The organism is Burkholderia sp. BE17 (assembly GCF_009362305.1).
GTDB classification, from domain to species: domain Bacteria; phylum Pseudomonadota; class Gammaproteobacteria; order Burkholderiales; family Burkholderiaceae; genus Burkholderia; species Burkholderia pyrrocinia_C.
In genome coordinates this window covers 1-24,966 of sequence record NZ_WHNU01000004.1, presented here as the reverse complement: position 1 = coordinate 24,966, position 24,966 = coordinate 1, and the positions used below count along the sequence as shown (strand labels likewise).

The 24,966-nt window shown below is 67.7% G+C and carries 23 protein-coding genes; 4 read left to right on the top strand and 19 right to left on the bottom strand.

Annotated features, from left to right (window positions below):
- Positions 1–290: 290 nt before the first annotated feature.
- From GD429_RS05495 to rbsK, 3 genes are read right to left on the bottom strand one after another with little or no spacing between them, the layout of a single operon-like run.
- On the bottom strand, positions 291–1,238 hold the full coding sequence (locus GD429_RS05495) for a dihydrodipicolinate synthase family protein (protein WP_152856028.1): 948 nt from the start codon (positions 1,236–1,238) through the stop codon (positions 291–293).
- Between the two features lie 44 nt (positions 1,239–1,282).
- Positions 1,283–2,602 (bottom strand): MFS transporter, encoded by a 1,320-nt coding sequence (locus GD429_RS05490; protein ID WP_152856027.1) that lies wholly within the window; start codon positions 2,600–2,602, stop codon positions 1,283–1,285.
- Between the two features lie 60 nt (positions 2,603–2,662).
- The gene (rbsK, locus tag GD429_RS05485) at positions 2,663–3,589 is read right to left on the bottom strand and encodes a ribokinase (protein WP_152856026.1); all 927 of its coding nucleotides are present in this window, start codon (positions 3,587–3,589) and stop codon (positions 2,663–2,665) included.
- A gap of 241 nt (positions 3,590–3,830) precedes the next feature.
- On the opposite strand from rbsK, the gene GD429_RS05480 reads away from it, so the two are divergent.
- Positions 3,831–4,922 carry a LacI family DNA-binding transcriptional regulator gene (locus GD429_RS05480; protein WP_152856025.1) on the top strand — a complete coding sequence of 364 codons (1,092 nt, stop codon included), beginning with the start codon at positions 3,831–3,833 and terminating at the stop codon, positions 4,920–4,922.
- 24 nt (positions 4,923–4,946) lie between these two features.
- Here the strand turns inward: GD429_RS05480 and GD429_RS05475 are convergent, their stop codons facing one another.
- From GD429_RS05475 to GD429_RS05460, 3 genes are all read right to left on the bottom strand, one after another.
- Positions 4,947–6,017 (bottom strand): lysozyme inhibitor LprI family protein, encoded by a 1,071-nt coding sequence (locus tag GD429_RS05475; protein WP_152856024.1) that lies wholly within the window; start codon positions 6,015–6,017, stop codon positions 4,947–4,949.
- 366 nt (positions 6,018–6,383) lie between these two features.
- Entirely contained in the window at positions 6,384–7,505 is a 1,122-nt protein-coding gene (locus GD429_RS05465) for a Fic family protein (RefSeq protein ID WP_152856023.1), read from the bottom strand.
- A gap of 93 nt (positions 7,506–7,598) precedes the next feature.
- Positions 7,599–8,516 (bottom strand): LysR family transcriptional regulator, encoded by a 918-nt coding sequence (locus GD429_RS05460; protein WP_152856022.1) that lies wholly within the window; start codon positions 8,514–8,516, stop codon positions 7,599–7,601.
- 128 nt (positions 8,517–8,644) lie between these two features.
- Here GD429_RS05460 and GD429_RS05455 point away from each other — a divergent pair, with 128 nt between their 5' ends.
- Together GD429_RS05455 and wrbA are read left to right on the top strand one after the other, a co-directional pair.
- Complete coding sequence (locus GD429_RS05455) at positions 8,645–9,370, top strand: pirin family protein (RefSeq protein ID WP_152856021.1); 726 nt, start codon at positions 8,645–8,647, stop codon at positions 9,368–9,370.
- A 61-nt stretch (positions 9,371–9,431) separates the two neighbouring features.
- Positions 9,432–10,034 (top strand): NAD(P)H:quinone oxidoreductase, encoded by a 603-nt coding sequence (gene wrbA / locus GD429_RS05450; protein ID WP_034182519.1) that lies wholly within the window; start codon positions 9,432–9,434, stop codon positions 10,032–10,034.
- A 120-nt stretch (positions 10,035–10,154) separates the two neighbouring features.
- On the opposite strand, the gene GD429_RS05445 is transcribed toward wrbA, so the two are convergent.
- The 6 genes from GD429_RS05445 to GD429_RS05420 all read right to left on the bottom strand — a co-directional run bounded on the left by GD429_RS05445 (position 10,155) and on the right by GD429_RS05420 (position 14,512).
- A complete protein-coding gene (locus GD429_RS05445) occupies positions 10,155–10,460 on the bottom strand; it encodes a hypothetical protein (protein WP_152856020.1) in 306 nt (101 codons plus the stop codon).
- A gap of 227 nt (positions 10,461–10,687) precedes the next feature.
- Positions 10,688–11,422: an LrgB family protein gene (locus GD429_RS05440; protein WP_034182521.1), complete on the bottom strand. Its 735-nt coding sequence runs from the start codon at positions 11,420–11,422 to the stop codon at positions 10,688–10,690.
- Entirely contained in the window at positions 11,419–11,790 is a 372-nt protein-coding gene (locus tag GD429_RS05435; RefSeq protein WP_152856019.1) for a CidA/LrgA family protein, read from the bottom strand. The genes GD429_RS05440 and GD429_RS05435 overlap by 4 nt, the downstream gene beginning before the upstream one ends.
- 414 nt (positions 11,791–12,204) lie before the next feature.
- Positions 12,205–13,239, bottom strand: coding sequence for an alpha/beta hydrolase (locus tag GD429_RS05430; RefSeq protein WP_152856018.1), 1,035 nt, complete (start codon positions 13,237–13,239; stop codon positions 12,205–12,207).
- 57 nt (positions 13,240–13,296) lie between these two features.
- Entirely contained in the window at positions 13,297–13,722 is a 426-nt protein-coding gene (locus GD429_RS05425) for an organic hydroperoxide resistance protein (RefSeq protein WP_105391976.1), read from the bottom strand.
- 223 nt (positions 13,723–13,945) lie between these two features.
- Positions 13,946–14,512, bottom strand: a complete 567-nt coding sequence (locus tag GD429_RS05420; RefSeq protein ID WP_152856017.1) for a TetR/AcrR family transcriptional regulator — start codon at positions 14,510–14,512, stop codon at positions 13,946–13,948.
- A gap of 283 nt (positions 14,513–14,795) precedes the next feature.
- Here GD429_RS05420 and GD429_RS05415 point away from each other — a divergent pair, with 283 nt between their 5' ends.
- Positions 14,796–16,652: an ABC transporter ATP-binding protein gene (locus GD429_RS05415; RefSeq protein ID WP_152856016.1), complete on the top strand. Its 1,857-nt coding sequence runs from the start codon at positions 14,796–14,798 to the stop codon at positions 16,650–16,652.
- A 62-nt stretch (positions 16,653–16,714) separates the two neighbouring features.
- Here GD429_RS05415 and GD429_RS05410 read toward each other — a convergent pair whose 3' ends face one another.
- The 7 genes from GD429_RS05410 to GD429_RS05380 form a co-directional block, all read right to left on the bottom strand.
- Complete coding sequence (locus tag GD429_RS05410) at positions 16,715–18,205, bottom strand: aldehyde dehydrogenase (protein ID WP_152856015.1); 1,491 nt, start codon at positions 18,203–18,205, stop codon at positions 16,715–16,717.
- A gap of 25 nt (positions 18,206–18,230) precedes the next feature.
- Positions 18,231–19,646 (bottom strand): amidase family protein, encoded by a 1,416-nt coding sequence (locus GD429_RS05405; protein WP_152856014.1) that lies wholly within the window; start codon positions 19,644–19,646, stop codon positions 18,231–18,233.
- A 56-nt stretch (positions 19,647–19,702) separates the two neighbouring features.
- Complete coding sequence (locus GD429_RS05400; RefSeq protein ID WP_152856013.1) at positions 19,703–20,083, bottom strand: cupin domain-containing protein; 381 nt, start codon at positions 20,081–20,083, stop codon at positions 19,703–19,705.
- Positions 20,084–20,154: 71 nt separating this feature from the next.
- A complete protein-coding gene (locus tag GD429_RS05395) occupies positions 20,155–21,447 on the bottom strand; it encodes an NAD(P)/FAD-dependent oxidoreductase (protein WP_152856012.1) in 1,293 nt (430 codons plus the stop codon).
- Positions 21,448–21,473: 26 nt separating this feature from the next.
- Positions 21,474–23,039, bottom strand: a complete 1,566-nt coding sequence (locus tag GD429_RS05390) for a DUF3138 family protein (protein ID WP_152856011.1) — start codon at positions 23,037–23,039, stop codon at positions 21,474–21,476.
- 21 nt (positions 23,040–23,060) lie between these two features.
- Positions 23,061–23,993, bottom strand: a complete 933-nt coding sequence (locus tag GD429_RS05385) for an ABC transporter permease subunit (protein WP_152856010.1) — start codon at positions 23,991–23,993, stop codon at positions 23,061–23,063.
- Positions 23,990–24,966 (bottom strand): ABC transporter permease subunit (locus GD429_RS05380; RefSeq protein WP_227791549.1); only part of this gene is annotated, 977 nt, incomplete at its 5' end. The genes GD429_RS05380 and GD429_RS05385, both read right to left, overlap by 4 nt.

The window sequence follows — 24,966 nt, the reverse complement described above, 5'->3', positions numbered from 1 at the left end:
TGCGGCAGGCGCCATTGCCGCCACCGATGCAATCTGGAATCCCGATCGTTTCGTCTCGTTGCGCACCCGCACGAACGTGGCGCCGGGTTCATACCATCCGGGACGTCGCAGGTACGCCGTCGACACTGCATGGCGCGACGCATTCGCCATGCATCGCGCCACGCCGATCTTTCGTGCGGAACACACGCGCCGCCGCCGCTTGCCTCTCGATGAACGCGCGCAACAGCGGCCGACTACGCGGCACGCCATCCCGTCGCGCGCCGCGAGCACCGCACGGCGCGCTGCATCCGCTATTGCGCGGCGATTCGCCGGCGGAAATGCTCGGTGCCGGCCACGATCTTGTCGAGCACCGCGTCGAGCGCCCAGAATCGTTCGCGCACGTCGTAGTCGATCGCGCGGCATTTGATCGACCCGAACGTGCCGATCCGCTGATGGTAGAGCTTCGCGAGCGCCGGGTAGCCCAGCGCTTCCGACACCGCCGACAAGACCAGGAACGTCGACAGCTCGTCGGCCAGCGCCGGGTTCGTGTCTCCTTGCGTGCGCAACCACCGGTAGAGATCCGGATGGAAATTGGTGAACACGCCGTTGAAGCCCGCGGACCCCGCCTTCATCGCGTCCCACGCAATCGCCGCGTTCGCGTTCAGGATCTTCAGCGGCGATCCCGCGGCGAGCGCGACCCGCCGCTTCACCGTCTCGAGATCGCAGCTCACGTCCTTGAGCATCACGAACCGGCCCGTGTCGATGCACGCGCGCAGTTCGTCATCCGAAAGAAGCCGCCGGTAAGGCGCCGGACACTCATACAGGCCGAGCGGCAGATCCGACGGCAATCGCGCGAGCAGCTTGTGAAGATGGTCGAGCAACGCGGCGCTGCCCTTGCGCTGCGGGTCGAGCCGGTTGGTCACGAGCACGACGCCCTGCGCACCCGATTCGGCCGCCGCGCACAGCTCGGCAACCTGCGCGTCGAGATCGTCGCTGATGTGCCCCGATGCGACGACGGGCACGCGCCCGGCCACCCGCTCGACCACGAAGCGCGCCAGTTCCGCGCGTTCGGCAAGGCTCAGGAACTGCATCTCGCTCGACTGCGCGACCGCGAACAACGCATCCGAGCCGTGCGCCAGATACCATTCGATGAGCCGCTCGAGCCCCGCGTAGTCGATCGCGCCGGCGTCGTCGAACGGCGTCAGCATCACCGGTACGATCCCCTCGATGGTCACGTTCGCTTGCTGCTGGTGTTGCATCTGTTTCTCCTTCCTTCAGTGAATGCGTGGTGCGAGCTGCGTGCTCAGGCCGGCAACGGCCCGGACGCGGCGTTCGCCGCCTGCTCGGGAATCGGCTTGCGCACCAGCAGCAGGTAGGCCATCGCGCCGGCGAACGCGATCGCCGCGGCAGTCAGCAGCGCGGGCACGAACGACCACTTCTGCGCAATGATGCCCGTCAGGATCGGCGCGAGCGCGCCGCCGATGAACCCGCCGAAATTCTGGATCGCGCCAAGCGATGCGACGCGGTTCGGCGGCGCGGCCGCGGTCGCGAGCGCCCACGAACTGGCCGACGCCGCGTTGGCGAGAAAGATCACGACCGAAATGCACGCGAGCGCGACCGCGTTGCTCTGCACGAGCGCGGCCGGGATCGTGAACGCGACCATCCCGAGCATCGCGACCACCACCGCATTGCGCCGGCTCACGACCGGCGAACGGCTGCGGCGCGTGACCACGTCCGACAGCCAGCCGGCGACCAGCGAGCCGACGAACCCGCACAGGAACGGCACCGACGCGGCAAAGCCGGTGCGGATCAGGCTCATGTGCCGCTCCATCGTCAGGTAGCCGGGCAGCCAGGTCAGGTACACCCAGTTCAGGTACACGGACCCGAAAAAGCCGATCAGCATCCCCCAGGTCGTGCCGTGCGAGAACAGGCTGCGCCATTCGGCGAAGGTCAGCTTCGGCGCCGCGACGACGCTTTGCGCATCGGCATCGAGATAACCGCGCTCGTCCGCATTCAGTTGCGCACGCAACGGATCGCGGTACAGCGCAAACCAGACGACAGCGACGACGAGACCGAGTGCGCCCGTCGCAATGAACGCCCAGCGCCAGTCGAACGACGCGACGAGGATCGACAGCAGCAACGGTGCGAGCGCAGTGCCGAGCGGCGACGCGGCGTTGAAAATACCGGTCGGCGTGCCGCGCGCGCGCAGCGGAAACCAGTTGCTCACCACCCGCGCGGCCGACGGGAATTGCGGCGCCTCGCCGATGCCGAGCGCGATGCGCGCGACGATGAACCAGCCGAAGGTGGACACGATGCCGCCCGCCGCCTGCGCGAACGACCAGACGATCAGCCCGATGCCGAGCAGCCGGCGCGGACCGATGCGGTCGACGAGCCCGCCGACCGGGAACTGGCACAGCGCATAGCTCCACGAGAACGCCGACAGCAGCAGCCCCATCTGCGAGAGCGACAAGCCGAGATCGCCCCGGATCGCCGAACTCGCGACGGCCAGCGTGCCGCGATCGAGATAGTTGACGATCCCGCTCGCCATCAACAGCGCGAGCGCGATGCGTTGCCCGCGCCGGATACGCGGCGGTGCGTGCGGAACAGATTGGTTTTCGCTCATTACGTTTGTCTCCATGTCACTGGTGGCGGCCGGGTCCGGCCTTTCCGTCTCATGCGGAATTCAGGTATCCATACGTGTCACTTCCTCGCGCGTCGGGATCGAGGTCTGCGCGCCGTAGCGCGTGACGCTGATCGCGGCCGCACGCTGACCGAAGTCGATCGCGTCGTCCATCGACGCGCCGCTCGCCCGCGCCGCCGCGAACCCGCCGACGAACGTGTCGCCTGCCGCGGTCGTATCGACCGCGACCACCGCCATCGCACGATGGCGGCCGTTCCCTGCGCAGCCGCGCCAGCAGACGCCGCGCGCACCGAGCGTGACCAGCACGTTGCCGACGCCCTTCGCGCACAGCGCATCGGCGGCGCGCACGGCCGACGCATCGTCGCCGACGGCGATGCCGGTCAGCGACTCGGCTTCGGTTTCGTTGACGACGAGGTAGTCGATCCGCGCCAGCAACGCGTCGAACAGCGGCTGCGCAGGTGCGGGATTGAGCAGCACGGGCGTGCGGTGCGCGGTTGCACGGGCAATCGCGTGCGCCACGGTCGCGATCGGCACTTCGAGCTGGCACACGAGCAGCGCCGCCCCGGCGATCGTTTCGCGCGCCGCGTCGATCCGGCCGGCGTCGAGGCACGCATTTGCGCCGGGCACGACGACGATGCTGTTCGCGCCGCCGTCGTCGACCGTGATCGCGGCAACGCCGGTTGCCGTGCCGTCGATGCGGTGCAGGTGCGTCACGTCGATCCGTTCCGCCGCCAGCGCGCCGTGCAGGCGCGCGCCGAACGCGTCGTCGCCGACGCAGCCGATCATCGCGACCGACGCACCCAGGCGCGCGGCCGCGACCGCCTGGTTCGCCCCCTTGCCGCCGTGAACGGTCTGGAATTCAGTGCCGAGCAGCGTCTCGCCCGGCACCGGCAGGCGCGGCGCGCGCGTGACGAGGTCGATGTTCACGCTGCCGACGACAGCGATATGCGGTGAACGGGCGCTGTTCATTTCTCGATGTAACCGCTTACATTTGAAGCGGACAAAATGGCCGGGAAGGCCGTCGTCGATGAAAATCCAGCGATGCGAATGAAGTATGTGTCTGACATAATACGGAACAGCATCAAGATAGCGCTTACATTCTCACAGGATCGAATCGGGATGCAAGCGGGACCACCATGAATCGAGGGTAAACAATGACGCCTTTGACAGCGCGCGGCATCGACAACACCGCCACGCAGGGAGACGGAACATGAGCACGCCTCCATCGCGCGGCGGCGCGTCGCGTGCGCGCCGCGGCAGCGGCCGCTCGGTGCTCGGCGACGTCGCGAAACTGGCCGGCGTGTCGACCGCGACCGTCTCGCGCGTGTACAACGATCCCGGCAAGGTGTCGGCCGACGTGCAGCAGCGCGTGCGCGACGCGGCGCGCGCACTGAACTGGATTCCGAATGCGGCCGGCCGCGCGCTCGCGTCCACGCGCACCCACATCACCGGCGCGATCATTCCGACGCTCGACGACCAGGTGTTCGCGTCGCAGGTCGCGGGCATGCAGACCGTCATGGCGGAGCACGGCATCACGCTGTTCCTCGGCTGCTCGAACTACGATCCCGCGCAGGCGCTGGCGCAGGTGCGCGCGATGCTGTCGCGCGGCGTGGAAGCCGTGTCGCTGGTCGGCGAGGCGTATCCGCCGGAACTGTTCGAACTCCTTGCGATGCACGGCGTGCCGTACGTCGTCACATACGCGTATCGCGACGACAGCCCGCACTGCTGCATCGGCTTCGACAACCGCGCGGCGTTCGCGCGGCTCACCACGCACCTGCTCGACCTCGGCCACCGCGATTTTGCGATCATCATGCAGCCGTCGGCCGACAACGACCGCGTGCAGGCTCGCCTGCGCGGCATTCACGACACGCTTGCCGCGCACGGGCTCGCGGTGCGCCCCGTGCATCAGCACGAAGGCGCGGCCACGATCGCGTTCGGGCGGGCGAGCCTGCGCGCGATCGCCGGCAGCGACGCGGCGACGCGGCCGACGGCCGTGATTTGCGGCAACGATGCGCTCGCACTCGGCGCGTTGCTCGAGGCGCAGGCGCTCGGCATCGACGTGCCCGCGCAATTGTCGATCACCGGGTTCGACGACATCGCGCTCGCGCGCGAATTTCAGCCGCCGCTGACGACGATGTGGGTCGACACCGATGCGATCGGGCGGCAGGCCGCGCATGCGTTGCTCGACGCGCTCGAGAACGGCGCAACGGGGCCCGGTTGTGCCGTCGTGCCCGAGTTGCGGATACGGGAATCGGTTGCGCCGCCGGCGCAGGCGCAGGCTCGCGCATCGCGCAAGAAATGAACACGCGCCGGCCGCCCCGCGCGCTCACTGCATCACGTCGATCGGCAGCGTCTTGTCGAGAGTGTCGTGCCACGCCTGGATGGTCTTCGGCACGGTTTTCTTCCACGCCTGCGCGTTCGAGTAATAGCGCATCCGGACCTTGTTCTGCGCATCGAACACGAGCAGCCCGATCCACAGATCGGTGCCGCGGCTCATCACGATCGCCGCGTTCGTCGTCGCGATGCCGCGCACCCAGTATGACTTCACGCGCGCGTTGAGCCCGTCGAGATCCTTTTCGTCGGCGCTGTAATTGACCATGTCGACGAGCGTCGGGTAGTCGGCGCCGAGCAGCTTGTGCGCGGTCGCGTTCTGCGTCGCGTCGGTCACGACCTTGAGGCTCAGCAGGTCGGCCCGCGGCTTGGCCTGGAACTGCGATGCGGTCACGTAGTCGCCCGCGTAGACGACGCCCGCGCCGGCGCCGCAATCGAAATCCCCACCCTGTTGCGTGACGCGGATGCGCCCGCCCTTCCGGTCGAAATCGAGCCGGCATTTGTCCTTGCGATAGGTGCCGCTGTCGCCGTGCAGCACGATGTCGCCGTCGAGCCCGCCGGTATTCGCGCCGTTGTTGGCGTTCAATTCGAAATGCAGCCGAGGCGCGGTGCCGGTGAGCGTCAGCACGCCGCCGAACGACGGGTTGTCGCTCGTCAGGTACCAGGTCTGCTGCCAGCGGTCGGCGGCAAGCGGCATGCCGTTCAGGCTCGCGAGCCGTTCGCGATAGCGGTCGCCGAGGCACGGCGCGTCGGTGCCGCACTGGTCGCGCTGCTTGAGCCACTTCAACTGCGCGGCCTTCAGCTCGGCCGTATCGCCGCCTTTCGCGAGCGCCTTTTTCCATGCGGCCGCCAGGTCGCCGTCGAGCTTCGATAGCGCGGCGTCCGCGCAGATCGTCTTCTCGGTCGGCGAAGCGGCCTTCGCACAGTCGAAGCCGGCCGCGTGTGCCGCGATCGGCAACAGCGGCAGCAGCGCGGCCGCCGCGATGGATCGCAGGCGCATGTACCGCGCATCACCTGCGGGAATCGCGGCTTGCCCGCGCGCGTTCGATCGGTTCTGGATGGTCATCGGCTTGGATCGTCGCTGGGTCGCGCGCCTGTAGAAGCTACCTGTACGCGACATTCGAAGTAAAAACGCCCGGCCCGGCATGGACGCATGCCATCGCCCGCCGAAGCGTAACCCGAATGCACGACGCCGATCAATCGACGTTCGATGTCGGCGCAACCGTCCTGGTGGCCACGCTGCATTGCACGATGCCGTCGCGCAATGCAGCGGCCACGGCAGCATCGATGATCCCGATGAACACCATTGCGCCATCGCCATCGCCATCGCCTTCGTGTGCGGGTGCGGGTGCGGGTGCGGGTGCGGGTGCGGGTGCGGGTGCGGCGCCTGCGCGGCACCCACCGTCGAAGCCGGTTACGGTGCGAGCCGGCCTCAGCCGTCGAACGGCACCAGCTCGTAACTCGTGCTCCGACCGCCGGACGACGAGCGGCGCAGCACACCATGCTCGACGAGTTCCATGATGTCGCGCAGCGCCGTATCTTGCGAGCACTTCGCGAGGGCCGCCCACTTGGTGGTCGTCAACTTCCCTTGGAAGCCGTCGAGCAAGCGATTCATGACCTTGACCTGACGCTCGTTCATCGCGAAGCCCGCACATCGTTGCCAGAAGCGCGCCTTGACCAGGACCGCGCCGAGCGTCGTGTGCGCGTGATCGATGGCCCTGCCGAGTGCATTCAAAAACCACGCGAGCCATTCGGTGACGTCGAGCGAACCGCGCTGCGTACGCTCCAGCACGTCGTAATACGCGTTACGCTCGCGCTGGATTTGCGCCGACAGGCTATAGAAGCGCTGCGGACTCCGATCGGCGCGCGCCAGGACCAGATCGCCGAGCGCTCGCGCGATACGGCCGTTGCCGTCGTCGAACGGGTGAAGCGTGACGAACCACAGATGGGCCAGGCCGGCCCGGATCAACAAGGGCTCGACCGGCGTGGCGTTGAGCCACGCGAGAAAACGCCCGATCTCGTTCGCCAGGCGCGCGGCCGGGGGCGCTTCGAAATGCACGCGCTGTCGGCCGATCGGCCCGGACACCACCTGCATCGGCCCGCGTGCATCCGTGCGCCATGCGCCGACCGTGATTCGCGACATCCCCGAATAGCCGGTCGGGAACAGGGCGGCATGCCACCCGAACAGACGGCTTTCGGTGACCGGCGCCGCCGAATGGGCCGTCGCGTCCAGCACCATGTCGACCACGCCGTCGACGTGGCGATCGACCGTCGCAAGCGCACCGATATCGACCCCGAGCCGGCGCGCAATCGACGATCGGACCGATGCGACGTTCAGGTTTTCGCCCTCGATAGCGCTGGTCTTGACGACGTCCTCCGTCAGCGCAACCAGGCTGGCCTCATCGCGCAGCGCCAGGCCGAGATCCGCCAGTCGCCCGGCCAGCATGCCTTGCGCACGGCTGACGTCGGCGAGTGACGTGGCAAGTGCCGGGAGGTCGAAGCGCCACGCGGGCCAGTCGGCCGACTCCCAGATGAAGGTGTAATCTCCGCTCATGATGCGGAGATTATCCCATCGATTCACCGCACGATTCAATATTCTCCGCAAATTCTGCGGAGAATAACGCCCCCATTCACCGCACGCCGCCCGCTACCGCCGCCTGCCCGCCCCGCCCTTCGCCGCCGGCACGGCCTCCCCGAGCCGCTCCGCGAGAAACCCGATGAACGTGCGCAGCGTGACGAACCCTTCGCGATGCTGCGGAAACACCGCATTGAGCGTGATCGGCGGCGGCGCATATGCGTCGAGCACCGGCACGAGCGCGCCGCTGTCGAGCGCCGCGCCGACGATGAAGTGCGGCAGCAGCGCGATGCCGAGCCCCGCGATCGCCGCGTCGCGCACGACTTCGCCGTTGTTCGCGACGAGCGGCCCCTGCACGTCGAACGTGCGCGCCGCGCCGTCGACGCGGAATTCCCAGCCGACGCGCCGCTCGCGCCCGTACAGCAGGCACGTGTGGCCGGCGAGATCGGCCGGCGTCTCGGGCGTGCCCTGCCGCTTCAGATAAGCAGGGCTCGCGCACGCGATCATCCGCCACGCGCCGAGCGGGCGCGCGATCAACGTCGAATCCTCGAGCGAGCCGATCCGCAGCACGAGATCGAAGCCCTCGCCGATCAGGTCGACGCGCCGGTCGGTCAGGTCGAGGTTCAGCCGCACGGCCGGGTGCGCGGACAGGAATTCGGCGATCAGCGGCGACACGTGCGTGATCCCGAACGACAGCGGCGCGCTGATCTTCAGTGACCCGTGCAGCTCGGTGCTGCGCACCGACATCGCCTGCTCGGCGTCGGCGATCTCCGCGAGGATCCGCTGCGCGCGCGCATAAAACTCCTGCCCCGATTCGGTCACCGCGAGATTGCGCGTGTTGCGATGCAGAAGCCGCACGCCGAGCGACGCCTCCAGCGCCATCGTGCGCCGGCTGACGAACTGCTTGGACAGCATCAGCTGGTCGGCCGCCGCCGTGAAGCTGCCCGCATCGACCGTCGCGACGAAGATCCTCAGATCGTTGAGTTCCATATTGTCCACCCCATAGCGACAGTCATTATCGCCACAGCCATTTATTTGTCAAATCGATTGACCTAAGATTCATCTCAACGAACGGCCGGACCCACTTCCGAGGTCCGGCGACTTCAAGGACAAGAATCATGATCGAAATCCGTGCAGCAAACCAACGTGGCCGTGCGGAGCATGGCTGGCTCAGCTCCCGTCATACGTTTTCGTTCGCGAATTACTACGATCCGAAGCAGGTCGGCTTCTCCGACCTGCTCGTGATCAACGACGACCGCGTCGCGCCGGGCCGCGGCTTCGGCACGCACCCGCACCGCGACATGGAAATCCTGTCGTACGTGCTCGACGGCGCGCTGGAACACAAGGACTCGATGGGCACCGGGTCGGTGATCGTGCCGGGCGACGTGCAACTGATGAGCGCGGGCACGGGCGTGCGCCACAGCGAGTTCAATCACTCGCCGGACGCCGGGGTCCACTTCCTGCAGATCTGGGTCGGGCCCGCCGAAAAGGGTGCCGAGCCGCGTTATCAGCAGACGAATGTCGCGGCCGAGGACAAGCGCGGCAAGCTCACGCTGGTCGTGTCGCCGAACGGCGACGCCGGTTCGCTGAAGATCCGGCAGGACACGCGGATCTACGCGGGCCTGTTCGACGGCGATGAACACGCTACGCTGGAACTGGCACCGGACCGCTTCGCTTACGTGCACGTTGCACGCGGCAGCGTGACGGTCAACGGCGTGACGCTCGGCGAGGGCGACGGCGCACGCATCCGCGGCGAACAGGCGCTGACGCTCGCCGACGGCAACGATGCCGAAGTGCTGGTGTTCGACTTGCGTCCGGTCGAAGTGACGGCCGAGTGGGCATGACGCCCGTTCGGGAAACCGGGCCCCGCTGAACGCGGGGCTCTTTTAATCGGAGATTCGCAACATGGCCAAGGTACTCGTTCTTTACTATTCGTCCTACGGGCACGTCGAAACGATGGCGCAACACGTCGCGGAAGGTGCGAAATCGGTGCCCGGCGTCGAGGTCGCGCTCAAGCGCGTGCCGGAAACGATCCCCGTCGACCAGGCCAGGGCGATCGGCGTGAAGGTCGACCAGGCCGCACCGGTCGCCACGGTGGACGAACTCGCCGATTACGACGCGATCATCTTCGGCACGCCGACCCGCTTCGGCAACATGGCCGGCCAGATGCGCACGTTCCTCGACCAGACCGGCGGCCTGTGGATGAAGGGCGCGCTCGTCGGCAAGATCGGCAGCGTGTTCGCGTCGACCGGCACGCAGCACGGCGGCCAGGAAACGACGATCACGTCGTTCCACACCACGCTGCTGCACCAGGGGATGGTGATCGTGGGCGTGCCGTACGCATGCAGCGGGCTCGTCAACATGAACGAAATCACCGGCGGCACGCCGTATGGCGCGACGACGCTCGCAGGCGCGGACGGCAGCCGCCAGCCGAGCGCGAACGAACTCGAAATCGCGCGTTACCAGGGCAAGCACGTCGCGGAACTCGCGAGCAAGCTCGCGTCGTAACGCGTCGCACTCGCCGGGAATCCGCCGGCCGCACACGGTCCGGCATTCCCGGAAAACCGCACACGAACGGACGGCGCCGGGGCAACCCGGCGCCGTCCGTTCGTGCGTGTTTGCCGGCCGTTACTGCCCCGAAGCCGGCACGGCGGGCGCCGCCTTCGTCGCGGGCGTCTTCTGCACCGCGTTCTGCGGATAGTTGCTCTGGTCGTTGGTCAGCCGGTAGCCGCTGCCGGTGCCGATCGCCTTCAGGTCCGACGCGTGGCGCGCCCGGGCCGCCTTGCGCGCCGCCTTCTTCTGCGCCTTGTCGAGCTGCTTCTGGGTCGGCGCGGACGCCGGATCCTGCGCGTATGCCACCGGCACGGCGGTCAACAGCAGACCGAACGACGCCGTTACTGCTACTGCCACCGATACCACGCGAGACGTCTTCATGACCGGATCTCCTTGTCGATTGTTGGTTGTGGGTCGAATACCAGCGCGCACGCGACGGCTTGCGACGACGGCGCCGATGCAACGTTAGCCGATCGCTGCGCAAATGTCCCTGTGCGTTCCTGAATTCTCCCGATAACGACGGCGATACATGGGCGCCGGGCACGCCGTCGGGTCGGCATGCCGTCCGCGCCCATCCGGGAAACCGATAACCCGGCGGCAGCCTGTGCTCAGACCCAGCGCGACAGCACCGGCAGCAGGATCGGCACGACGAAGGCAGTCAGCACGCCGTTCAACCCCATCCCGAGCCCGGCAAACGCACCGGCCTCCTCGCTGACCTGGAACGCACGCGCGGTGCCGATCCCGTGCGACGCGACGCCGAGCGCGAAGCCGCGCACGGCCGGCTCGTCGATCCGCAGCGCATTGAGGATCCCGCGCGCGCACACGGCGCCGAAGATCCCGGTCGAGATCACGAGCACGGCGGTCAGCGACGGAATGCCGCCGATCTCCGCGGCGACGGCCATCGCGATCGGCGTCGTCGCCGATTTCGGCGCGAGCGACGCGATCGTCTGGTGCGATGCGCCGAACAGCGCGGCGATGCCGACCGCCGACACGATCGCGGTCAGCGAGCCCGCGAGCAGGCCGACGAGCAGCGGCAGCGCGCTGCGCCGCAGCTTCGACCACTGCCGGTACAGCGGCAGCGCAAGCGCGACCGTCGCGGGGCCGAGCAGGAAATGGACGAACTGCGCGCCTTCGAAATAGGTCGGATACGGCGTATGCGTGATCGTCAGCAGCACGACGATCAGTGCGACCGCGATCAGCACCGGGTTCGCGAGCGGGTTGAAGCGCGCCCGCGCATAAACGGCCTGCGCGAACAGATAGGCGATCAGCGTGATGGTCAGACCCAGCAGCGGGGTCGCGGCGAGATAGACCCAGATCGCGCCGAGTTTCGGGAAGGCCGTCATTGCGTGCGCTCCGCGGTGCCGTCCGCACGGCGCTGGCGCCGCAGCAGCGCACGCGTGACGAGCGCCGTCACCGCGATCGCGAGCGTGGTGCTCACGGCCAGCGCGACGACGACCGCCACCGCATCGCCGCGCACGCGGTCGGCCGACACCATGATGCCGACGCCGGCCGGCACGAACAGCAGCGACAGGTGGCGCAGCAGCTCGAGCGCGGTCGGCTCGAGCGCGTCGGCCACCTGCGGGCGCAGCATCACGAAGCCGAACAGCAGCAGCATGCCGATCACGGGGCCCGGCACCGGCAGCGCAAACAGATAGGACACGCCTTCCCCCAGACACTGGAAAGTCAGCAAGATCGCGAACGCCTGCAGCATGAACCGCTTCTCCGGAAGGGGGCCGCGATACCGTGCGGCCGCGCGACCGATATGCCGGCGGCTTGCGGCGCCGGCGTGGACGATATGCGCGATCGTATCAACAATGCCCGCGGGCAGTCGCGACCGTGCAATCGCACGATCGCACGATCCCGCTTCGGCCGTTTCAATCCGGTTGGATCAGGCAAGAGCTCGGGCTGAACCGGGCGGAGCGAAGGAGCGATAGTTCATCGGTCCGGACGCGCGTGGCGTGGCCTTTCACCGCGCCTGTCGTCTGCATGCAAATCCATGGTCGGCCCGATCCCTACTCATCAGACTACGCTTAGTAGGGATCGGGCCGACCATCGCATCAACGGCGGGCATGAGCCCGCCGTTTCGTCGTTCGCATTCGAACCCATTCGAATGCCACCCACCGCGTTACTTCAGCCGCGTCGCGATTTCATTCGCCAGCGCCTTCGTCGCGGCCTTCGTCGGGGCATCCGTGGCCAGTGCGTTCAGCAGACCGAAATCGTGGATCGTGCCGTCGTAACGCGTGGTCGTCGCGTCGACACCGGCCGCGTCGAGCTTGCGGCCGTACGCTTCGCCTTCGTCGCGCAGCACGTCGAACTGCGCGACCTGGATCAGCGCGGGCGGCAGGCCCTGCAACTGCGCGGTGCTCGCGCGCAGCGGCGACGCGTAGATCTCGTTGCGTTGCGCGTCGTCCTTCGTGTAGGCGTCCCAGAACCACTTCATCATCGGCCGCGTCAGGAAGTGGCCCTGCCGATACGCGTTGTACGAGCCCGTGTCGAAGTTGTGATCCGTGACGGGCCACATCAGGCCCTGGAAGCGGATCGCGGGGCCGCCCTTGTCCTTCGCCATCAGCGACACCACGGCCGCCATGTTCCCGCCGACGCTGTTGCCGACCACCGCGAGGCGGCCGCCGTCGACGCCGATCTCCGCACCGTGCGCGGCTACCCACTTCGTCGCCGCATACGCCTGGTTGATCGCGACCGGGTAACGCGCTTCCGGCGACGGCGTGTAATTCACGAACACCGCGACCGCCCCCGATTGCACGACGAGATCGCGCACGAGGCGTTCATGCGTCGGGAAGTCGCCGAGAATCCAGCCGCCGCCGTGGAAGAACATGAACACCGGCAGCGTGCCCGTCGCGCCTTGCGGGCGAACGATCGTGATCGGCACCGACAAGCCGTCCTGCTCGATCGTGCGGTTCGACACGTCGATGCCCGACAGGTCGACCTTCGCGCCGTTCTGTGCGTCGACCAGCACCTGGCGTGCCTTCGCGGGGCTCAACGTTTCTAGGCCGGGGCCCTTCTGGCCGTTCAGCGCGGCGAGGAACCCGCTCGTCGCCGCATCGGGCCGGACGGCTTCGGCGCCGGCGGCGAATGCGCCGGACGCGGTGGACAACGCGGCTGCAACGGCGGCGGCGATCAGCAGCGGCTTGACGATCTTCATGATGAAACTCCTTGGCTTAACCGGCGAATGGCGATGAATGGTTCGTAGTACGTGCGATCAGACGAGCGTCAACGTGACGTCGATGTTGCCGCGCGTCGCGTTCGAGTACGGGCAGACGATGTGCGCGCGGTCGATCAGCGTTTGAGCGGTGTCGCGGTCGAGGCCCGGCAGCGAGATCTTCAGTTCGACTTCGATGCCGAAGCCGTTCGGGATCGCGCCGATGCCGACGCTGCCTTCGATGGCGGCATCCGCGGGAATCGCGATCTTGTCGCGGGCCGCGACGAACTTCATCGCGCCGATGAAGCACGCGCTGTAGCCGGCCGCGAACAGTTGCTCGGGATTCGCGCCTGCGCCGCCCGCGCCGCCGAGTTCGCGCGGCGTGGTCAGCTTCAGGTCCAGGCCGCTTTCAGGCACCGTGGCACGGCCGTCGCGGCCGCCGGTGGCTTTTGCATGGGCGCGGTACAGCACTTTTTCGATCGACATGACAGACTCCTTTTCAATCAGTGAGTGAAACAGCCTTCCAACCCGGGACCGCGCGCCGAAAGCGTTGCCGCCGGCATCACGTTTGTTTATCTACTCATAGATAGATAAACATCCCCAAAAAATGCAGGCGGTCGATCCACCTGCTCCGATCATCTATCTACCAAAAGATAGACAACAAAACCCAATAAAAGGCGGCGAACCGCCTGACTGCTTGCCCCATCCGTCAGGACCGGGTTTTCCAGACGGCCTCGACATCCTCGAGACGCGCCCGCGTGTGAAACAGCCGGCTGGCAAGCACGCTGCCCTGGAACGCCGCGTACAACGTGCGCGCCGCCGTTTCGGGCTTGCCGCTGAACTGCAGCGTGCGTTCCTTCGCGCCCTGCGCCAGCAATTCCGCAAGCCAGCTCTCGTTGGCCTTGAAGAATGCCTGCACGGCCTGCCGCACGTTCTCCGGCAACGATTCGATGTCGGCCGCGAGCATCCCGCACAGGCAGATCTGGTTGCCGTCGCCGAGCGTCCGGCCGAACAGCTTCGTGTACAGGCTCAGCTTCACGTCGGCCGGCAACGCCGGATCGATCGCCCGCATGGCCGCGAGGACTTCATCGCTGTAGGCCGCTACCGCTTCCAGCACGAGGTCGTCCTTCGACGGGAAGTAGTAATGGATGCTCGACGTCTTCACGCCCACCAGGTCGGACAGGTCTCGATAGCTGAAGCCGTTGTAACCGCGCAGCATCATCAGCGTGATCGCGTGGTCGAGAATCTGTTCGCGGACGGTCGGTTTCGTTTCCATGGATCGAACTTTATCTACTCATAGATAGATAGTCAAGGACTTTTTTTGGAGCGGAATGAAAAGCCTCGAAAGCCCGGCGGTGCGGTCACGCGCCAGCCCGCATGGCGGCTGCTTACAACCGGCCTGCAGTCCAATCGAATCGATGCGACACTCGCAGCCAGGCGAAGCGACCACGACGCAATCGTCGGTCGGATATGCGCGCCAGCGCCCCGACATCGCGTCGCGCCCGGCACATGCATCACCGGCCCGCCCGCTTCGTCGGACCGTATAAGGAGAACAATCGATGTACTCGTGGTTTGAACGGCGCCTGCCGACTTTCCCGCTCGAAGATCCCGTCACGCCGCCGAGGGGATTCTTTTCGTTCGTCTGGGCGTGCACGAAAGGCGCGCGCGGCTGGATTCTGCTGATCGCGCTGACGTCGGCCGCGCTGGCCGCGTACGAAGCCGCGCTGTTCGCGATGATGGGGCGCGTGGTCGACTGGCTGTCGTCGTCGGCGACGCCGGCGGAATTCGGCGGCCGCCACTTCGGCACGCTCGCCGGTTTCGCGGCGATCCTCGTCGGCAGCGCGCTGCTGATCGCGCTGCATACGATGGTCAAGCACCAGGTGCTCGCGATCAACTTCCCGATGCGGCTGCGCTGGCTGTTTCATCGGTTGATGCTCGACCAGAGCCTGTCGTTCTATGCGAACGAATTCGCCGGTCGCGTGACGACCAAGATCATGCAGACCGCGCTCGCGGTGCGCGACGCGCTGTTCATGTCGGTCGACGTCGTGATCGGCGTCGCCGCGTACCTGATCGGCATCCTCGCGCTCGCGGCGAGCTTCGACTGGCGGCTGATGATCCCGCTCGCGCTGTGGGCGCTCGGCTACGGCGTAGCGTGCGCGTTTTTCGTGCCGCGCCTGGGCGCCGTCGGCAGCCGGCAGGCCGACGCGCGCGCGCTGATGACGGGCCGCATCACCGACGCGTATTCGAACATCACGACCGTGAAGCTGTTCTCGCACACGCGCCGGGAAGCCGACCACGCACGCCGCGCGATGGAGGCGTTCAAGGCGACCGGCGACGCGCAGATGCGGCTCGTCAGCGCGTTCGAGATCGTCAACCACCTGCTGTCGACGCTGCTGCTGGTCGGCTCGGCTGGCCTCGCGCTGTATCTGTGGATGCATGGCGAAGCGAGCGCGGGCGTCGTCGCGGCCGTGATCGCGATGGCGCTGCGCCTGTCGAGCTATTCGCACTGGATCATGTGGGAGATGACCGAGCTGTTCGAGAACGTCGGCACGATCCAGGACGGCATCAACACGCTGACGAAGGTGCGCAGCGTGGTCGACGCGCCCGATGCGAAGCCGCTCGCGGTGCAGCGCGGCGGGATCGTGTTCGACAACGTGCAGTTCGCGCACGAGGACAACGATCGCGCGGTGTTCGACGGGCTGAACCTGACGATCCGGCCGGGCGAGCGGATCGGGCTGATCGGCCGCTCGGGCGCCGGCAAGTCGACGCTCGTAAACCTGCTGCTGCGTTTCTACGACGTGGGCGGCGGCGCGATCCGGATCGACGGGCAAGATATCGCGCACGTGACGCAGGACAGCCTGCGCAGCGCGATCGGGATGGTCACGCAGGATACGTCGCTGCTGCACCGGACGATGCGCGAGAACCTGCTGTACGGTCGCCCCGATGCAACCGAGCGCGAAATGCAGGACGCGGCCGTGCGCGCGGAGGCGTCCGAGTTCATCGACCGGCTGCGCGATCGCCACGGGCGCAGCGGCTACGACGTCGAGGTCGGCGAGCGCGGCGTGAAGCTGTCGGGCGGCCAGCGGCAGCGCGTCGCAATCGCGCGCGTGATGCTCAAGGACGCGCCGATCCTCGTGCTCGACGAAGCGACCAGCGCGCTCGATTCCGAAGTCGAAGTCGCGATCCAGCGCAGCCTCGACAGCCTGATGAGCGGCAAGACGGTGATCGCGATCGCGCACCGGCTGTCGACGATCGCGGCGATGGACCGGCTGATCGTGCTCGACGAAGGGCGCATCGTCGAGGAAGGCACGCACCAGCAACTGCTGCAGGCGAGCGGCATCTACGCGGCGCTGTGGGCGCACCAGAGCGGCGGGTTTCTCGGTGAAACGGCGGAGGCGGAAGGCGTGGAGCAATAGGCCGTGCAGGATGCATGCGGCGCGCGGCCTCCCGGCGGAGGCCGCTTGCGCCGACCCGGACGTTACAACCTGACGATCGTCGATTTCAGCTCGGTGTATTTGTCGAGCGCGTGCAGCGACTTGTCGCGACCGTTGCCCGACTGCTTGTAGCCGCCGAACGGAAAGTTCATGTCGTCGCTGCCGTCGCCATAGCAGTTGACCCACACGGTGCCCGCGCGCAGCCGCCGCGCGACCTGGTGCGCCGTCGCGAGATCGGCCGACCATACGGCCGCTGCCAGCCCGTATTCGGTGTCGTTGGCAATCCGAACGGCCTCGTCGACGTCGTCGAACACGATCACCGACAGCACGGGCCCGAAGATCTCCTCGCGCGCGATCTTCGCATCGGGCTTCACCTCGAACACCGTCGGCTCGACATAGAAGCCGCCCGTCTCCTCCTTCACGCGCGCGCCGCCCGTGACGAGGCGGCCCTCGTCGCGCCCGATGCCGATGTAACCCATCACGCGATCGAGCTGCACGCGATCGACGATCGCGCCCATCGTCACCGAAGGATCGAGCGGATGCCCGGGCGCGAAACGCCGCGATGCTTCGACCAGTTTCGCGACGAATACATCCTTGATGTCGCGATGCACGAGCAAACGCGAGCCGGCCGTGCACACTTCGCCCATGTTGAAGAAGATCGCATCGGCCGCCGCTTGCGCGGCGCGATCGAGATCGGCGCAATCGGGCAGCACGATGTTCGGCGACTTGCCGCCCAGTTCGAGCCACACGCGCTTCAGGTTCGACTGCGCGGCGCACGCCATGATCTGCTGCCCGGTGCGCGTCGATCCGGTAAATGCGATGCAGTCGACATCGCGATGCAGCGCCAGCGCCCTGCCCGGCTCCGCACCGCCCGGCACGACGCTGAACACGCCGGGCGGCACGCCCGCGTCGCACGCGAGCTGCGCGACGCGGATCGCGGTCAGCGGCGATTTCTCCGAAGGCTTGAGCACCACGCTGTTGCCGGCCGCGAGTGCCGGCGCGAACTTCCACGCGGCCATCAGCAGCGGGAAATTCCACGGCACGACCGCCGCGACCACGCCGATCGGCTCACGCGTGACGAGCCCGACGAGATGATGGTCGGCCGGCACGACCTCGCCGCCGACCTTGTCGATCGCTTCCGCATACCATTCGACGCAATGCGCGGCGGCCGGCACGTCGATCGCCGTGGTGTCGGCGATCGGCTTGCCGGTGTCGAGCGTCTCGAGCAGCGCGAGCTCGTCGAGATGCTCGCGCATCAGCGCGGCCCAGCGCTGCAAAACGGCCTTGCGGGCGCGCGGGTTCATGCCGGCCCAGACCTGCGCGTCGAACGCACGGCGCGCGGCCGCGACCGCCGCGTCGACATCGTCGCCGCCGCAATCGGCCACGTGCGCGAGCACGCAACCGTCGATCGGGCTCACGCACGCGAAGGTCGCGCCGGCGTGTGCGTGGCGCGCCTCGCCGTCGATGAACGCGCGCCCGTCGATCCGCAGCCCGGCCGCGCCGGCCTGCCAGTCTTCGAATGTCCGTTGATTCATTTGGATTCCTGTAAAAATTTTCGTGTCACGATCCGGTAACCGGATCGATCGGCGTGAAGATGCACGCGCGCGCCTCGATCGCGTCGCCCGCCGCGAGACACAGCGCCTCCTGGAAGCGTCCGGCGACGAGCTGCACGCCGGTCGGCACGCCGTTGCGAATGCCGGTCGGCACCGACAGCCCCGGCAGCCCGAGCAGCGCGGTCGCGAGCAGCGGCCCCTGCTGGCGGACGATCTCGCGCATCGCGTCGTCGCCGTGCTGGTCGGCGTCGATCGCGAACGGCTGTGCGCACGACACGGGCATCAGCAGCAGCGGATAGCGCGTCAAGAACTGCTGCCAGTCACGCAGCAGCGCGGTGCGCCGCGCGAGGCCGTTCATGTAGCCGGCGAGATCCAGCGGCGCCGCCAGATTGCGCTGGCTCGCGAACGCGGTGCGGATCGCCGCGTCGCCGTGCTGCATGATCACGTCGCCGAGCCCGCTGCGTGCTTCGTTGGTCACGAGGTCGAGCCACAGTTCGCACGCTTCGGCGATCCGCGGCGGTTCCGCTTCCTCGACGATGCAGCCGGCATCCTCGAGCCAGCGCGCGGCCTGCCGGATCGCATCGACGACCATCGGATCGGACGGCACGCCCGGCAGCGCCGGGCACACGGCCACGCGCGCAGGGAACGCTGCCTCGCGCGCAGCCGGCGCGACCGGCATCCACCATGCGTCGCGCGCGTCGCCGGCCGCCATCGCGTCGAGCGCAAGACGCAGGTCGCCGACCGTACGCGCGAGCGGCCCCTGCACGGACGCGAGCTGCACCGCGAGCGTGCGGTCCTTCGCCTGCGTCGGGTTGTACGCGGGGACGCGCCCGGTGCTCGGCCGCAGCCCGGCGACGCCGCACGCATACGCCGGGTAGCGGATCGAGCCGCCCAGGTCGTTGCCGTGCGCGATCGCGCCGATGCCGGCCGCCACCGCCGCGGCCGCGCCGCCGCTGGAACCGCCCGGCGTCAGCGCCGGATCCCACGGATTCGACGTGCGGCCGTGCAGTTCGTTGTCGGTGAACCAGCGATACGAAAACGCCGGCGCGTTGCTGCGCCCGATCACGATCGCGCCGGCCTTGCGCAGGTTCGCGGTCACCGGGCTGTCCTCGTGCGCGATCAGGTCCGAAAACGCGCGCACGCCGTTGGTCGTCGCACGTCCGGCCGTGTCGACGTTGATCTTCACGGTCACCGGCACGCCGTGCAGCGGGCCGAGCGGCAAGCCGCGCGCGATCGCTGCATCGGCGACGGACGCCGCCTGCAACGCGCTGTCGGCCAGCACGTCGACGATCGCGTTGATGACGGGGTTCACCTGTTCAAGCCGCTGCAGGCAGCTGCGCGTGAGTTCCGTCGCCGACACGTCGCGCCGCGCGACATGCGCGGCCATCTCGGCCGCGCTGAGACGCCACAATTCCCGGGTCATGGGTTGCTCCTCGTTGATCTCGATGGTTGGGTTGAATCGGCCGCGCACTACGCGCACTACGCGCGCGACTGTCGGGCCTGCGGTGCGTGCGACGCATAGATCTTGCGGCACGTTTCGACGACTTCCCACGTGCCGCGAAAACCCGGCGGGATCACGAACCGGTCGCCGGCGCGCAGCACGCGTTCGCGGCCGTCCGCATCGCGCACGATCGCGACGCCGCTCAGCATCTCGCAATACTCCGACTCGTCGTACTCGATCGTCCAGCGGCCGGGCGTGCATTCCCAGATCCCGCAACTGAACTGCCCGCACGGGCTGATGTAGTGATGCGACAGCGTCTGCATCGGGTTGCCGTCGAGCAGCAGCCCGCTCGGCACGCGGCTCTGCGTGAGCTTCGCCGGCGCCCGCATCAGGTCGACGAGATTCGTGATGTCGGTCATGTTTGCCTCCAGGGCATGAATGGTTCGAAACGTTTCGGTGCCGCGCGGCCGTGCGAGCCGGCCCGCACGGATCAGAGCAGGTCCATCGTCCGGTGCCACGCCATCGCGAGCGCCAGCATCGGCGTGCGCAGCAGGCGTCCGCCCGGGAAGTCGCGATGGCGAATCCGGCCGAACAGGTCGAAGCGCGCGGCCTGCGCGTCGATCGCTTCCGCGATCAGCCGCCCCGCGAGGCCGGTCACGTTGACGCCGTGTCCGGAGAAGCCCTGCGCGAAATACACGGTCGGCTCGAGCCGGCCGAAATGCGGCGCGCGATTCATCGTCGCGTCGATCAGGCCGCCCCACGCGTAGTCGATCCGCAGGTCGGCAAGCTGCGGAAACGTCTTCAGCATGTCGCGCCGCATCGCGGCCGCGAGGTCGCGCGGCGAGTTGGTCGAGCTGCTGGCCTTGCCGCCCCACAGCAGCCGGCGGTCGCGCGTCAGCCGGAAATAGTCGAGCGCCGCATTGCTGTCGCAGATCGCCGCATCGGCCGGCATCGTCTCGGCCGCGCGCGCGTTCCCGAGCGGCTCCGTCGCGATCAGGTAGGTCGCCACCGGGATGATCTTGCGCGCGAGCGCCGGCGCAAGCTGCCCGAGGTACGCATTGCCCGCCAGCACGACGTAGCGAGCATCCACGTGCCCGCGCGGGCACCTGACGCGGTGGTGCGGCGCGGCGCGATCGAGTGCGAGCGCGGGCGTGTCCTCGTGGATCGTCACGCCGGCTTCGCGCGCGGCCCGCGCGAGGCCGAGCGTGTAGTTCAGCGGATGCAGGTGGCCGCTGCCGTCGTGACGCAGGCCGCCGACGTAGCGATCCGACGCGACGAAGCGATGCAGGTCGGCAGGTTCGACGATCTCGTAGCCGCGGTAGCCGAAACGGCTCGCCGCGGTATCGCGCCACTTGCGCAGCGCATCGAGATGGCGCGGCTTGTTCGCGGCGGTCAGGAAGCCGAACGTCAGGTCGCAGTCGATGCCGTGCCGCTCGACCCGCTGCCTGACGATATCGACCGACTCCAGCCCCATCGCCCACACGCGCCGCACGTCGTCGTCCGGCAGGTAGGCCGAGAACGTATCGATGTCGCACGCGTACCCCGCGATCAACTGGCCGCCGTTGCGGCCGCTCGCGCCCCAGCCGATCTTCGACGCCTCGACGAGCACGACCGAATGGCCGCGCTCGGCGAGATCGAGCGCCGCGGACAGGCCGGTGAGCCCGCCGCCGATCACGCAGACGTCGGCGGTGACGGCGCCGTCGAGCGACGGATGGCGCACCCGGTTGTTGACCGTCGCTGCATAGTAGGACTGAACATATTGCTGGTTTTTGAACTTGAGCATGAGTGAGACTCGCGAACGGCGTCGCGTCAGAATGCGTAGATGAGTTGGGTCGCGAGCAGGTCGTTCGATTTCGCATACGACCCGTCGTGACGCAGGAAGACCTTGTTGCTCGCCCAGTCGTGCCGATATTCGACCTTTACCGTCACCTGCTGGGTCGGGTAGAACAGCAGGTCGAACGCGGCGGCCTGCCGCGTCGCACCCTTGCACTCGAAGCCGACACCGCCGTTCGCCTTCGACATCGCCAGGCAGTCCGCATCGATGCCGAAGCCGTTGTTCGGGTCCATCCCGTTGCCGTTCAGGCCGATCGACGAACCGCCGCCGCCGTTCTTCCGGTTCACCAGCAGGTCGTAGCGCAGCGTCGCGCCCATCCGGCCGACCACCGGCACGTTGAACTTGCGGTGCGCGAGCAGCGACAGCCCGAACCATTGCGCGAGCCCGCCGTTGAACGCGCCGTGCTGCTGCTGGCCGTAGTCGATCTCGGCGTTGTACTGCGCGTCGGCAAGCGTGTAGGTTGCGTCGACTTCGCCGAAGAAGAACGCGCCGTACGCGCTCGGCGCGTTACCGCCGACGCCGTAGCGCACGTTGCCGGTCGCCGGATCGATCGCGCTCGGCAGCGTCTGGCGGCCGATGTTGATCGAACCGCCGATATCGAGCGCGCTGCCGCGCAGGTAGTCGACGCGCGCGGTGAAGGTCGGCACCTTGTTGCTCGTCGTGATCGGATCGCCGAGCGCGTTGACGCCTGTCTGCGTGACCGCGCCCGCGCTGCGGAACTGCTCGTTGCCGACGAAGAACTTCCACGCCCAGTGGCCGTCCGCGCTCTGGTAGTTGATGCCCGCACCGATCGACGAGCCCGGATCGGAGAAGTCGTACAGCAGGTTGTGCGTGAGCGTGAGCATCTGGCTCGACTGCTGGTACTCGTAGCCGCCGAAGCCGAGCACGAGCCCGCCGACGAATGCCGTCGTGCCCGACAGCGGCACCGTGACGACTGCCGTGTTCACGATGTCGAGCCCGCTCGCGCCGCTGCCCGTCATCATCGACAGGCCCGCGCCGCGGTTCGGCATCAGCGTGATTTCCGCGGACGGCGCGGTCGGGCCGACGCCGAACGTCTTCTTGATGTCGAGGAATACATCGCCGAACGTGCTGTTGTAATAGGTGTACGCGTTCTCGTGGTTCGCAAACTGGAACGACGACGTGCCGGCACCGCGGTTGTACAGGTAGGTCGGATCGAGGTAGCCGGTCACCGACAGCCCCGCGATCGGGCCCGTGCGCGCGGCATCGGTCAGCGAGTCGACCTTCAGTTGCTGGTTCGCGACCTGCTGGCGGATTTCCGTCACGTCGTCGTTGGTCAGCGCGGCCCGCGCCTGCCCGTAGCCGGGCGCGGACGGGTCGGGCGCGGCCGCTGCGGGCGCCGCGTTGGACGCAGCCGGTGCGGCCGCCGGCTTCGCAGCGAGTTGCGATTGCATCGCGCTCATCTGCCGCTGCAGCACGGCGAGCTGCTGCTGCAGCGCCCTGATCTGGTCGGCGCTCGAGTTCGCAACGGCGAGCCCCGGCAGCGCACCGGCGATCAGCGCGCAGAGATACTTCTTTTTCATGGAAAGTCTCCTTGTCGTTCTTCACTTCACGGGATGCGGTGCGGGGGTGTGCCGGGGGTGCGCGGCCGACGGGCGCGCTGGCGGCGAAGCGGACGACAATGCAGGTTCATCCGGCACGGACGCCGCATGCCACGCACGCGCATCGCGCTGCAGTCGCCGCTCGCGGGCCAGCATCGCGCGGTTCACGACGACGACGCCGATCGTCACGACCGCGATGAACACCGTTGCGAGCGCATTCATTTCCGGATTCAGTCCGAGCCGCACGCGCGAGAACACGACGAGCGGCAGCGTCGTCGAACCGGGGCCCGACAGGAACGCGGACAGGATCACGTCGTCGATCGACACCGTGAACGCGAGCAGCCAGCCGGACACCAGCGCCTGCGCGATCAGCGGCAGCGTGATCACGAAGAACACTTTCCACGGCCTCGCGCCGAGGTCGAGCGCGGCTTCCTCGATCGAGCGGTCGAGCTCCTTCACGCGCGACTGCACGATCACCGCGACGAACGACAGGCACAGCATCACGTGGCCGATCCAGATCGTCAGCCAGCCGCGCCCGGCCGGCCAGCCGAAGGTCTGCTGCATCGCGACGAACAGCAGCAGCAGCGAGATGCCCTGGATCACTTCGGGAATCACCAGCGGCGCGTTGATCATCGCGGCATAAAGCGTGAAACCGCGAAAGCGCCCCATGCGAGCCAGCACGAAGCCGGCCCACGTGCCGATCGCGACCGACGCGGTCGCCGTCAGCAGCGCGATCTTCAGCGACAGCCACGCGGCCGCGAGCAGTTCGCCGTCGTGCAGCAGCGCGCCGTACCATTTCAGCGAGAAACCCGACCACACCGTCACCAGCTTCGATTCGTTGAACGAATAGACGACGAGACTGACGATCGGCACGTACAGGAACAGGAAGCCCGCGCCCAGCACGCACGCGGACAGGATGCGATTCGCGCGGGTCATTTCCGCCCCTCCGCTTCAGTCTGGCTGTAATGGAGCAGCGCCATCGGCACGAGCAGCAGCAGCACCATCGTCACCGTCACCGCGGACGCCATCGGCCAGTCCATGTTGTTGAAGAATTCATCCCACATCACGCGGCCGAGCATCAGCGTGTTCGCGCCGCCGAGCAGCTCGGGAATCACGTACTCGCCGACCGCCGGGATGAACACGAGCAGGCTGCCCGCGACGATGCCGTTGCGCGACAGCGGCAACGTGATGCGCCAGAACGCCGACCACGGCGTCGCGCCGAGATCGTGCGCGGCCTCGAGCAGCGTCAGATCCATCTTCACGAGGTGCGCGTACAGCGGCATCACCATGAACGGTAGGTACGAATAGACCATGCCGATATAGACGCCCGCGTCGGTGTGATACAGGCGCAGCGGCGTCGCGATCACGCCGAGCGCCGCCAGCGCGTGATTCAGCAGCCCGTCGTCCTTCATGATCCCGACCCACGCATACACGCGGATCAGGAACGACGTCCAGAACGGCAGCATCACGGCCATCATCAGCAGGTTGCGGCGGGCCGGCGCCGAGCGCGCGATGCAATACGCGATCGGGTAACCGGCCAGCAGGCACATCAGCGTCGACGCGGCAGCCATCTTCAGCGAGCTGACGTAGGTTTTCAGGTACAGGTCGTCCTGCAGCAGCAGCGCGTAATGCTTCAGCGACAGCACGAACTGCACCGTGCCGGCCTCCAGCCGCGCGAGCGCGGTGTACGGCGGAATGCCGAGCATCTGGTCGGCGAAGCTGATCTTCAGCACCAGCACGAACGGCAGCGCGAAGAAGACCGCGAGCCACAGGAACGGCACGCCGATCGCGACGCCGCGGCCCGACGGCAGGAACCGCGACAGCACGGCGAAGCGGCCCGGACGCGACCGGCCGGCGCCGGTGCTCGCAGCGCCGGTCGATACCGGCGCGGACGGAGTGGAAGCGGAGG

What these genes read in the sequence shown, in the direction of transcription:
- GD429_RS05495 (WP_152856028.1), bottom strand. Translation starts at nt 1,238, where the DNA reads ATGCAACACCAGCAGCAAGCGAACGTGACCATCGAGGGGATCGTACCG.
- GD429_RS05490 (WP_152856027.1), bottom strand. Translation starts at nt 2,602, where the DNA reads ATGAGCGAAAACCAATCTGTTCCGCACGCACCGCCGCGTATCCGGCGC.
- rbsK (WP_152856026.1), bottom strand. Translation starts at nt 3,589, where the DNA reads ATGAACAGCGCCCGTTCACCGCATATCGCTGTCGTCGGCAGCGTGAAC.
- GD429_RS05480 (WP_152856025.1), top strand. Translation starts at nt 3,831, where the DNA reads ATGAGCACGCCTCCATCGCGCGGCGGCGCGTCGCGTGCGCGCCGCGGC.
- GD429_RS05475 (WP_152856024.1), bottom strand. Translation starts at nt 6,017, where the DNA reads ATGACCATCCAGAACCGATCGAACGCGCGCGGGCAAGCCGCGATTCCC.
- GD429_RS05465 (WP_152856023.1), bottom strand. Translation starts at nt 7,505, where the DNA reads ATGAGCGGAGATTACACCTTCATCTGGGAGTCGGCCGACTGGCCCGCG.
- GD429_RS05460 (WP_152856022.1), bottom strand. Translation starts at nt 8,516, where the DNA reads ATGGAACTCAACGATCTGAGGATCTTCGTCGCGACGGTCGATGCGGGC.
- GD429_RS05455 (WP_152856021.1), top strand. Translation starts at nt 8,645, where the DNA reads ATGATCGAAATCCGTGCAGCAAACCAACGTGGCCGTGCGGAGCATGGC.
- wrbA (WP_034182519.1), top strand. Translation starts at nt 9,432, where the DNA reads ATGGCCAAGGTACTCGTTCTTTACTATTCGTCCTACGGGCACGTCGAA.
- GD429_RS05445 (WP_152856020.1), bottom strand. Translation starts at nt 10,460, where the DNA reads ATGAAGACGTCTCGCGTGGTATCGGTGGCAGTAGCAGTAACGGCGTCG.
- GD429_RS05440 (WP_034182521.1), bottom strand. Translation starts at nt 11,422, where the DNA reads ATGACGGCCTTCCCGAAACTCGGCGCGATCTGGGTCTATCTCGCCGCG.
- GD429_RS05435 (WP_152856019.1), bottom strand. Translation starts at nt 11,790, where the DNA reads ATGCTGCAGGCGTTCGCGATCTTGCTGACTTTCCAGTGTCTGGGGGAA.
- GD429_RS05430 (WP_152856018.1), bottom strand. Translation starts at nt 13,239, where the DNA reads ATGAAGATCGTCAAGCCGCTGCTGATCGCCGCCGCCGTTGCAGCCGCG.
- GD429_RS05425 (WP_105391976.1), bottom strand. Translation starts at nt 13,722, where the DNA reads ATGTCGATCGAAAAAGTGCTGTACCGCGCCCATGCAAAAGCCACCGGC.
- GD429_RS05420 (WP_152856017.1), bottom strand. Translation starts at nt 14,512, where the DNA reads ATGGAAACGAAACCGACCGTCCGCGAACAGATTCTCGACCACGCGATC.
- GD429_RS05415 (WP_152856016.1), top strand. Translation starts at nt 14,796, where the DNA reads ATGTACTCGTGGTTTGAACGGCGCCTGCCGACTTTCCCGCTCGAAGAT.
- GD429_RS05410 (WP_152856015.1), bottom strand. Translation starts at nt 18,205, where the DNA reads ATGAATCAACGGACATTCGAAGACTGGCAGGCCGGCGCGGCCGGGCTG.
- GD429_RS05405 (WP_152856014.1), bottom strand. Translation starts at nt 19,646, where the DNA reads ATGACCCGGGAATTGTGGCGTCTCAGCGCGGCCGAGATGGCCGCGCAT.
- GD429_RS05400 (WP_152856013.1), bottom strand. Translation starts at nt 20,083, where the DNA reads ATGACCGACATCACGAATCTCGTCGACCTGATGCGGGCGCCGGCGAAG.
- GD429_RS05395 (WP_152856012.1), bottom strand. Translation starts at nt 21,447, where the DNA reads ATGCTCAAGTTCAAAAACCAGCAATATGTTCAGTCCTACTATGCAGCG.
- GD429_RS05390 (WP_152856011.1), bottom strand. Translation starts at nt 23,039, where the DNA reads ATGAAAAAGAAGTATCTCTGCGCGCTGATCGCCGGTGCGCTGCCGGGG.
- GD429_RS05385 (WP_152856010.1), bottom strand. Translation starts at nt 23,993, where the DNA reads ATGACCCGCGCGAATCGCATCCTGTCCGCGTGCGTGCTGGGCGCGGGC.